Origin of the sequence: Limnofasciculus baicalensis BBK-W-15 (assembly GCF_024178385.1) — a bacterium.
In the GTDB taxonomy this organism is placed as follows: Bacteria; Cyanobacteriota; Cyanobacteriia; order Cyanobacteriales; family Coleofasciculaceae; genus Limnofasciculus; species Limnofasciculus baicalensis.
Genome location: NZ_JAMZMM010000301.1, coordinates 1 through 7,695, shown reverse-complemented (window position 1 = coordinate 7,695; position 7,695 = coordinate 1). Strand labels below are relative to the sequence as shown.

Genomic DNA, 7,695 nt, shown 5'->3' with positions numbered 1-7,695 from the left:
GCATCGCCACTGAATTGCTAACCGGACAAGGCATTCTGCAACAATTAGGTCTACTCTAGTCAACTGAAAAGGCTATTGATTGACTGTGGTGATTTTAGATTTGGGATTATTTTTTTGACGGGTTCCTAAATTCATCTCCAGGGAAACCAGTCAAGCTCAAATCTAAAATCGACGGAACTGACTGAATCAAATATCAAAGGAACTAAGGAGAAAAATCATGCAAGAACAAAAGACAAAGTTTGGATTTACCAATTTCGCAGAAGCTTGGAATGGTCGCTTGGCAATGCTAGGCTTTGTAATTGGCATCGCCACTGAATTGCTAACCGGACAAGGCATTCTGCAACAATTAGGTCTACTGTAGTCAACATCAAATATCAAAGGAACTAAGGAGAAAAGTCATGGCAGAAGAAAAGAGTAAGGTTGGATTTACCAATTTCGCAGAAACTTGGAATGGTCGCTTGGCAATGCTAGGCTTTGTGATTGGTATCGCCACTGAATATATGACCGGACAAGGCATTCTGCAACAATTGGGATTGATGTAATTAGAGGTGAGATGTAAGAGGTAATAATCTAATCTATCACCTCTCACCTCTTCCTAAAACGGCAGATCATCTTCATCAGTATCTGCCGTAATTTTCTGTTTTGATGGTTCAGGTAATTCGATAACCCCGGCAATTAATTTCCAACAAGGATCGTCTCCTTCCCAATCCCCAGGTCTCCAAGGCATACTCAAACTAACGGTAATTAAATAATTATTTTTAGGGCGATATCCTAACTCTAAACGGCGAATAAATACCGGATCTGTAATTGTAGCCGTTAATTCCTGACCATTTGCCGTTACTATATAACCTTCCCATTTTTGACTACTTTCAAATCTTAGACCTATAGGTTTAACTAAGAATCTTACTGCTTTAATTAATTCTAAAGTTCTTCTTTCTGATTGCGGTAATGATTGCAAAAAACTAACAGTAACATATCGCTTATCGTTGTGGAGAATATATTCTTCTTTGCTGCAATATTTAAGTAAGTAACCAGGTGGAATCTGTCCTACTCGCTGCCATTTTCCCGGCAAAACGGATAGATTTTCCCGTTCAAATCCAAAGTCTTGTCCCGTTTTAGCTAAAGGAATTTCAAGAATATTCAGCAAAGCGGGTTCTATCCCTTCAATCAGGCGCATTTCTTTGGAAATGCTACCATCTGGTAAATTAGAAACAGGTCGAATCCATTCCCCTTTAAGGGTATTGATCCCAGCGATACACCGATTGCCATGTTTCCATGAATTCGCTAAACAGATAATTCTGGTCATTGTTAGTCTTGAGTATAGATGGTTTATTTTGAGAATTCCCAATTTATAAGAGGTAATTAGCCATTAGCCATTAGCTATTAGCAGTCCTAAATAACTAGCAGATTAAGTTATTAGTTATTACCTCTCACCTACCACCTTTTACCTACGACATCTTACATCTCACATCTCACATCTTATTAAAGATGGCATATTTTTATATTTCCCCACTGGTTAAGCAAATATTCAGCAACTAAGCGACGATGACAGTGGTGGGGGGTTGGTTCACTACACAACAAACAGGCTCCATCTAAGATATCTGGTGAAATTTTTTCCTCAATTTGGCGCTGCTGTATTAACTGTAAAAACTGCTCTTCGTAGGTTTCCCAATCCTTGCCATTTTTCTTGTATTTGTCTAAAATATCTTGAGTTGGGGCTAGATCTAAACGATGAATGTAATCAATCTTGCCAATCTGGTGTAAAAAGTACTCAAGATCGGTTCTTTTTGTGAATCCTGCTAATTGAGATACATTATTTAGCCTGGTATCGATGACTCGTTTAACACCAGAATTAGTCAGTGTCTCAAAGAATTGTTGAGCGCTTTTTTTAGTGAAGCCAATGGTAAATAAATCAATCTGTTTGTTCATGGTTGGTTGTCTGATAAGCAATTTGTTCTCCTTGTCGATGGTAAGCTTCTGCTAGCCTTTCTTCAACCGTGCGATTTCCTTGCAGCAGCGCTGCACTATCGCTAAATTGATTGGGTGATATGATTTCATCAAATAGGGACAACTGTCTGGGTTGTTCTACTTTAAATGTATCTAGTCCATGTAAAATCAGTAGTCTCTCTTCTAGGTGCTGATGGGATTCCCAAGTACCATCATTTAAAATATGATTTATTTCTAGATCAAATTTTCTTAATTCCCGGCAAACCATAATAGTGCGATGGCAAGTAATGGGATCTTTTTCGGCACACATCATGGCAATTTTGTAAGTTTCGGCTCCTTTGAGTAGCCGCTGAATTCCTTGGGAGAATAGTTCTGTTGCGGCAATGCGTTCGTATAATGCTTTACCATTAACATAACAACTTAGATCGGTAGGTCTGGCTCCTAATTCTTGACCGAGAAACACATAGCGGATTCCAGCATTTGATAGTGCCACTTGGAGGGTAGGTTTATTAAAATGGGGCAAGTAGCGGCTGTAGGGATGCGATCGCACATCGGCAACTGCGGTAATTTTATTCTGCTGAAGTAAAGTAATAAAGGCCTCAATACTGAGATTAGAATGTCCGATCGTAAATAATTGCTTGGTATTGTTCATCCGGATCTGGCTAACTTAGGCTTCTATTTTAGCCAATCTGGATTACCAAATTATTTGTGGCTGTGGCAAGGAGGGATCGGTGACACTAAGACACGAAAGGGGAGATAGATAATCTTTTAGCGCAAAGGGGTTAAATTATGGTTGGTGGATAATTCTCGATCTATAATAGGCCTGATATAGGAGATCTAGTGTGGCAAAACATCATCGCATCCGTTTCCGGCAACTGATATTTATTACTCTGGTAGTCGTCAGTGCTTTTTTGAGCATTGGTATTTACAGAATAGCCAACCCAGCGACTCGGGCGCAGGAGATGAATTCTGATATACAGACAGAGACACGAATTGAAAGTTACGATAAGTTGGCTAATCCTCTCGAAAGAAATTCATCTGTTGCTTCAGATGGGGAACCCATTGGGAATCCCATTCTTGATACAAGTATTCAGAGCAAAAAAACTCCTCTCAGAGAAAATGAAAAGGAGATTGAACAGTCACAGAGTTTGAATTCGGACAAGCAACAGGAATTATTTACTACCCCCAAAACAGAGGATTCAGCATCCCCTAGTTTAAATGATGACAAGGTAGATCGGAAGGGAAATTCACCTAGTTTAAACTCAGACAAACAGCAGGAAGTATCAACGAGATCTAGTGGAAACGATCTTGCACCATCAGGAGTTTCGGGAACTAACCAATCTGTCGATAATATTATCCCACAAGATAAAGCTGTTGATTCCTCCTCAACAAATTCATTAAGTCAGAAAAGTCCCATTGGAGAGACACCATCTAGCAACTTTTTAGTGCCTACCAAGTTTCATTCCAAAGTTGTTCATAAGATTAAACCTTCGGAGGAAGATAAAGTTATTGCATTAACATTTGATGATGGACCTTGGCCTCGGACTACTGAGCAAGTCCTAGATATCCTTAAGAAAAATAATATGATATCCACGTTCTTTTGGATCGGTGAAAATGTGCAAAATTATCCGAAAATTGCCCAAAAAGTAGTTACTGATGGTCACGTAATTGGCAATCATACTTGGCATCACTGGTATCATAAAATGGATCGAGCCACAGTTACCAAAGAAATTGAAAGAACGGCAGATATTATATTTGAAAAAACAGGAGTGAAAACATCTCTATTTCGTCCGCCAGGTGGTGTGCTTAACAATGGATTAGTTGACTACGCCCAGAAAAAGAAGGATACTATTGTGATGTGGTCAGATGATGCGATAGATTATCGACCCCTCAGTGCCAATCAGTTAGTTAGAAATGTACTCCGTAAAGCGGAACCGGGGGCTATTGTTTTGATGCACGATGGTGGTGGTAATCGTTCCCAAACGGTAAAGGCGCTTCCGGAAATAATCGAGCAACTCACACAGCTTGGCTATAGGTTTGTGACGGTTCCGGAATTGTTAGAAATGGATCATCCGCTTAGTGAAGGGTGAAGGGTGAAGGGTGAATTTTGTAATTTTATCGTTTATTCCCATGAGAGAATAACACCAATCTACACAATTCCTACTTTGATCTTTCATACTTCATACTGGATATGGACTTACGCAGCAACACTAGTAGTGATGGGAATGGTGCGTTACGCTGCGCTAGCACACCCTACAAAGAGAGGATTTGCGTAAGTCCTGTGTATATTTTATCTGATAACTTACTAGTTCAATGGAAGAGCGCTTAACCCAAACTGTCAAATTTCTTATTAATGCTTTCTGTTTAATTTTGCTAGTCCTGATGACTGTGACAATTACAGTCCTATATATCGCCAAGGAACAAAATTTTCATTGGTGGATAGACTGGTATAATGCCACAATTAAAGTTGCCAATACTTTTCGAGAATCCCCATCTGAGGGAATAGAAGACATTATTGATTCTTTGAGATATGAACGGAATCGCGTCTACACTTTACCGTTAATTCCTTTTATCTTAATCTTTGGTAAGTCTCGCATCATCTATGAAATTAGCCTTGCTTTAGTTTACCTCGTCCCATTTGCTTTAGTCATGGGCGCGATCGCAATTCAGCTAATTCCTGTCCATCAGGAAATTATTTTTTGGTCAACGGCGTTTTTAACGTTACTTATTCCAGTAAACTGGATGGCAACTTTTCTCGGTATTCCCGATACAGGAGGAGCCTTATTTATTGGTATCGCAGCTTTTCTTTATTTGCAGGATATTAAGCTGAAACAATGGTGGCGGATTCTGCTAATGGGGATTTCCATTGGACTAGCTGTGGTATTGCGTCGCCATTTTGTTTATGGTGGAATTGCTTTACTAGGTGCGATGACTCTGCAAAGTGCGATTTTAATTGTCAATAAATTAAGAGGTGATAAGTTAGGTAAAAGAGGTAAGAGGGGAAGTAAATTACTCTATTGGTGGAATTTACTATCAATCGGGATAAAAATTGGTTTAATTGGGATGATTAGTCTTGCCACACTCTGGATTATTGCGCCGGAGTTTACCTATCAGGCGCTAACGACTAATTACAGATCCCTCTACGCTTCTTGGAGCTTACCATTTCCGGATATATTTAAGCTATATGCTGGATTTTATGGTTGGATAACCTGGCTGTTAGTAGCAATCGGTTTTTCTGCAAGTATTCTCACTCGTGCCGTACCTTTTCCTGTTGCCAGCCTACTGGGAATTTGGGGTGTATTCGCACTAATTATATGGCTGGGGATGCTGCGCTATACAAATGTATTTTATGCTTTACATGTTACCCCTTTAGTTATTATCGGTTTAGTCGCCTTAATCTGGACAACATGGACTAGGTTAACTGGAAAAGTTCGCACGATAATGCTAAGTCTAATTAGCTGCTATCTCCTGAGCAATTTTTTCATGGGCTTCACCCCAATCGGTAAATTTGATAATGTTTTTCGCCCCTTATTTGCCCTGAATATGCCACCACTAGTCCGTACAGACTACAATGAAGTTGTCCGACTGGTTAACTACCTGCGCGAACTAGCTCCCAATAGCGAACCAATCTATGTGGTAGGATATCAACGCCTTCAGCTTAATTTAAGTGCGGTGAAAGCGGCAGAAAGGGTATTATACCAACCAGATGAGCGAATATTGAACATTTTGCGATCGCCCCAGGTAGACTCTCAAGATACCTACCCCCTAGAAACATTGCTACAAGCGCAGTATGTGGTTATTCCCAATCCTCTGGCCAATTTTCCCACAGATTTAACAAAAGCTCCGGCTGTCGGTGAATGGCTCCCGAATCAAGAAGTTGATGTCGTCCAAGTTGTGTTTGATGCTTTTACCCAAAATTGGGATATTGCCAAAGACTTCAAACGCCTACCCCAAGAGTTTACATTAGAAGGAGGTGCAAATGTCAGGATTTATCAACGAATTCGTCCTACTTCCCTTGTGACAGCGATGGCAACACTTACCACCATGAAGGAAAAAATTGGCGCGAAACCCGGTGGACAATTAGACTGGATTGTGTTAAATCAGCCCTTATCTGATTCTCTAGTGAATAAAAATATAGATAATACCTATTCCCTAGTCACACAACATTCTAATGGAGTGGAAAAAGTCGGACTCTCAGGTTCAATACTGCTGAAAAAAAATCAGTCATTAAATGGCTCTGTAACTTCTTTCCTTTATCTGGGTTCACTGCCAGAGAAAGCAACAGTTACCGGAACAGTGAAATTTCCCGACGATCCCTGTGTACCATTATCCATAGGATTGGCAATGGTGGATAGTCAAGGTAAAATAGTTGGCTCTGCACAAACTACAAAAAAGGAATATTTCTCAGTAAAGTCATCTAATTTCACCCTGTCAATTCACGGCAAAAATCCAGCTTATCTCTTGTTGGATGTTTTGAGTTCCGATCGAGATCAAACAATGAATTACTGCCAAATTGACATCGATTCACTTAATGTATCCGCACCATAAAAATTCAAGGCTAAAAGTGGATTTATCCCCAAACTCAAAAACCGGGAACGAGGGATAGTTTGTCTCCAGAGGGACAAGTCACCACAACAATCTATCAGCTTCACCAAAAGCCTCACCGACTTCTCCCCAAAAGTAAAATGCGTGAATCCGTAACTTTTACTAGATCTTTCTTAGTGTCTTTGTGTGGGAGCATCCCAATGAAGGGAAAGATACTTGTTTTTGCCCCCCTTTTCACCCCCCCAGCCCCCCTTGTGAAAGGGGGGAGCAAGAATACAACCTGCATTTCTTCCTTTCTCGGGATCCTCCCCTTTGTGTCTTTGTGTTTAACTAATTCAGAATCAAAATGCTAGAAGAAACTCTCAAAAAAGAACGACAATTTCATGACAATTGGGCGGCTGCAATTGATGTAGATGGCATCCGCGTAGCAGACTATTTTGAAGCATGTACTGCACCGGAAAACCGATTTATTCTCCGAAATATGGGAGATATTCGAGGCAAGCTTTTGTTAGATTTAGGATGCGGTGCGGGTGAAAATAGTGTTTATTTTGCTACCCAAGGGGCGCGTTGTATCGCGGCTGACTATTCGCCAGGAATGGTAGAAGTAGCGCTGAAGTTAGCAACAGCTAATGGGGTTCAAGTTGAAGGATGTACTGCTAATGCCATGGCGCTAGATTTTGATGACAATACTTTTGATTTCGTCTACGCCTCGAATTTATTACATCACATTCCAGATCCTACACTTGCTTTGAAGGAAATGCACCGAGTGCTTAAACCAGGGGGAAAAGCCTGTTTTTGGGACCCTCTCAAACATAATCCCATTATTAATGTTTATCGGCGCATTGCTACGGAAGTCCGGACAGATGATGAGATGCCGCTAGATATTAATATTGTTAATACTGTCCAATCTCTGTTTTCTCATACTGCTTACGATACCTTCTGGCTGGCAACGCTCTGGATCTTTTTGCAATTTTATTTGATTGAAAAAGTCGATCCAAATAAGGAGCGCTACTGGAAGAAAATTATCCTGGAAGAAGAAAGACTTATGCCAACTTATCAGGGGTTAGAGAAACTGGATCGATGGGTGAAAAAGATCCCTTTTATGAAGCGGTTTGCTTGGAATATCGCTGTGGTGGCGACTAAGTGATATTGGTTGTTGGTTGTTGGTTGTTGGTTGTTGGTTGTTGGTTGTTGGTTGTTGGT

Annotated in this window: 8 protein-coding genes; 5 read left to right on the top strand and 3 right to left on the bottom strand. The window is 40.4% G+C overall.

Annotated elements, in window-relative coordinates:
* The first annotated feature begins 217 nt into the window (after positions 1 to 217).
* Together NJ959_RS22575 and NJ959_RS22570 are read left to right on the top strand one after the other, a co-directional pair.
* On the top strand, positions 218 to 361 hold the full coding sequence (locus NJ959_RS22575; RefSeq protein WP_254013996.1) for a CAB/ELIP/HLIP family chlorophyll-binding protein: 144 nt from the start codon (positions 218 to 220) through the stop codon (positions 359 to 361).
* 37 nt (positions 362 to 398) lie between these two features.
* Entirely contained in the window at positions 399 to 542 is a 144-nt protein-coding gene (locus tag NJ959_RS22570) for a CAB/ELIP/HLIP family chlorophyll-binding protein (protein ID WP_254013995.1), read from the top strand.
* 53 nt (positions 543 to 595) lie between these two features.
* Here NJ959_RS22570 and NJ959_RS22565 read toward each other — a convergent pair whose 3' ends face one another.
* The 3 genes from NJ959_RS22565 to NJ959_RS22555 form a co-directional block, all read right to left on the bottom strand.
* On the bottom strand, positions 596 to 1,306 hold the full coding sequence (locus NJ959_RS22565; protein WP_254013994.1) for a dual OB domain-containing protein: 711 nt from the start codon (positions 1,304 to 1,306) through the stop codon (positions 596 to 598).
* A 176-nt stretch (positions 1,307 to 1,482) separates the two neighbouring features.
* Entirely contained in the window at positions 1,483 to 1,929 is a 447-nt protein-coding gene (locus NJ959_RS22560) for a DUF488 domain-containing protein (protein ID WP_254013993.1), read from the bottom strand.
* Positions 1,913 to 2,599 (bottom strand): DUF488 domain-containing protein, encoded by a 687-nt coding sequence (locus NJ959_RS22555; protein WP_254013992.1) that lies wholly within the window; start codon positions 2,597 to 2,599, stop codon positions 1,913 to 1,915. The genes NJ959_RS22560 and NJ959_RS22555 overlap by 17 nt, the downstream gene beginning before the upstream one ends.
* Before the next feature lie 190 nt (positions 2,600 to 2,789).
* Here NJ959_RS22555 and NJ959_RS22550 point away from each other — a divergent pair, with 190 nt between their 5' ends.
* The 3 genes from NJ959_RS22550 to NJ959_RS22540 all read left to right on the top strand — a co-directional run bounded on the left by NJ959_RS22550 (position 2,790) and on the right by NJ959_RS22540 (position 7,639).
* Positions 2,790 to 4,037 carry a polysaccharide deacetylase family protein gene (locus NJ959_RS22550; RefSeq protein ID WP_254013991.1) on the top strand — a complete coding sequence of 416 codons (1,248 nt, stop codon included), beginning with the start codon at positions 2,790 to 2,792 and terminating at the stop codon, positions 4,035 to 4,037.
* 223 nt (positions 4,038 to 4,260) lie between these two features.
* Positions 4,261 to 6,495 (top strand): glycosyltransferase family protein, encoded by a 2,235-nt coding sequence (locus NJ959_RS22545; RefSeq protein ID WP_254013990.1) that lies wholly within the window; start codon positions 4,261 to 4,263, stop codon positions 6,493 to 6,495.
* Between the two features lie 343 nt (positions 6,496 to 6,838).
* Positions 6,839 to 7,639, top strand: a complete 801-nt coding sequence (locus NJ959_RS22540; protein ID WP_254013989.1) for a class I SAM-dependent methyltransferase — start codon at positions 6,839 to 6,841, stop codon at positions 7,637 to 7,639.
* Positions 7,640 to 7,695: the final 56 nt, after the last annotated feature.

What these genes read in the sequence shown, in the direction of transcription:
- NJ959_RS22575 (WP_254013996.1), top strand. Translation starts at nt 218, where the DNA reads ATGCAAGAACAAAAGACAAAGTTTGGATTTACCAATTTCGCAGAAGCT.
- NJ959_RS22570 (WP_254013995.1), top strand. Translation starts at nt 399, where the DNA reads ATGGCAGAAGAAAAGAGTAAGGTTGGATTTACCAATTTCGCAGAAACT.
- NJ959_RS22565 (WP_254013994.1), bottom strand. Translation starts at nt 1,306, where the DNA reads ATGACCAGAATTATCTGTTTAGCGAATTCATGGAAACATGGCAATCGG.
- NJ959_RS22560 (WP_254013993.1), bottom strand. Translation starts at nt 1,929, where the DNA reads ATGAACAAACAGATTGATTTATTTACCATTGGCTTCACTAAAAAAAGC.
- NJ959_RS22555 (WP_254013992.1), bottom strand. Translation starts at nt 2,599, where the DNA reads ATGAACAATACCAAGCAATTATTTACGATCGGACATTCTAATCTCAGT.
- NJ959_RS22545 (WP_254013990.1), top strand. Translation starts at nt 4,261, where the DNA reads ATGGAAGAGCGCTTAACCCAAACTGTCAAATTTCTTATTAATGCTTTC.
- NJ959_RS22540 (WP_254013989.1), top strand. Translation starts at nt 6,839, where the DNA reads ATGCTAGAAGAAACTCTCAAAAAAGAACGACAATTTCATGACAATTGG.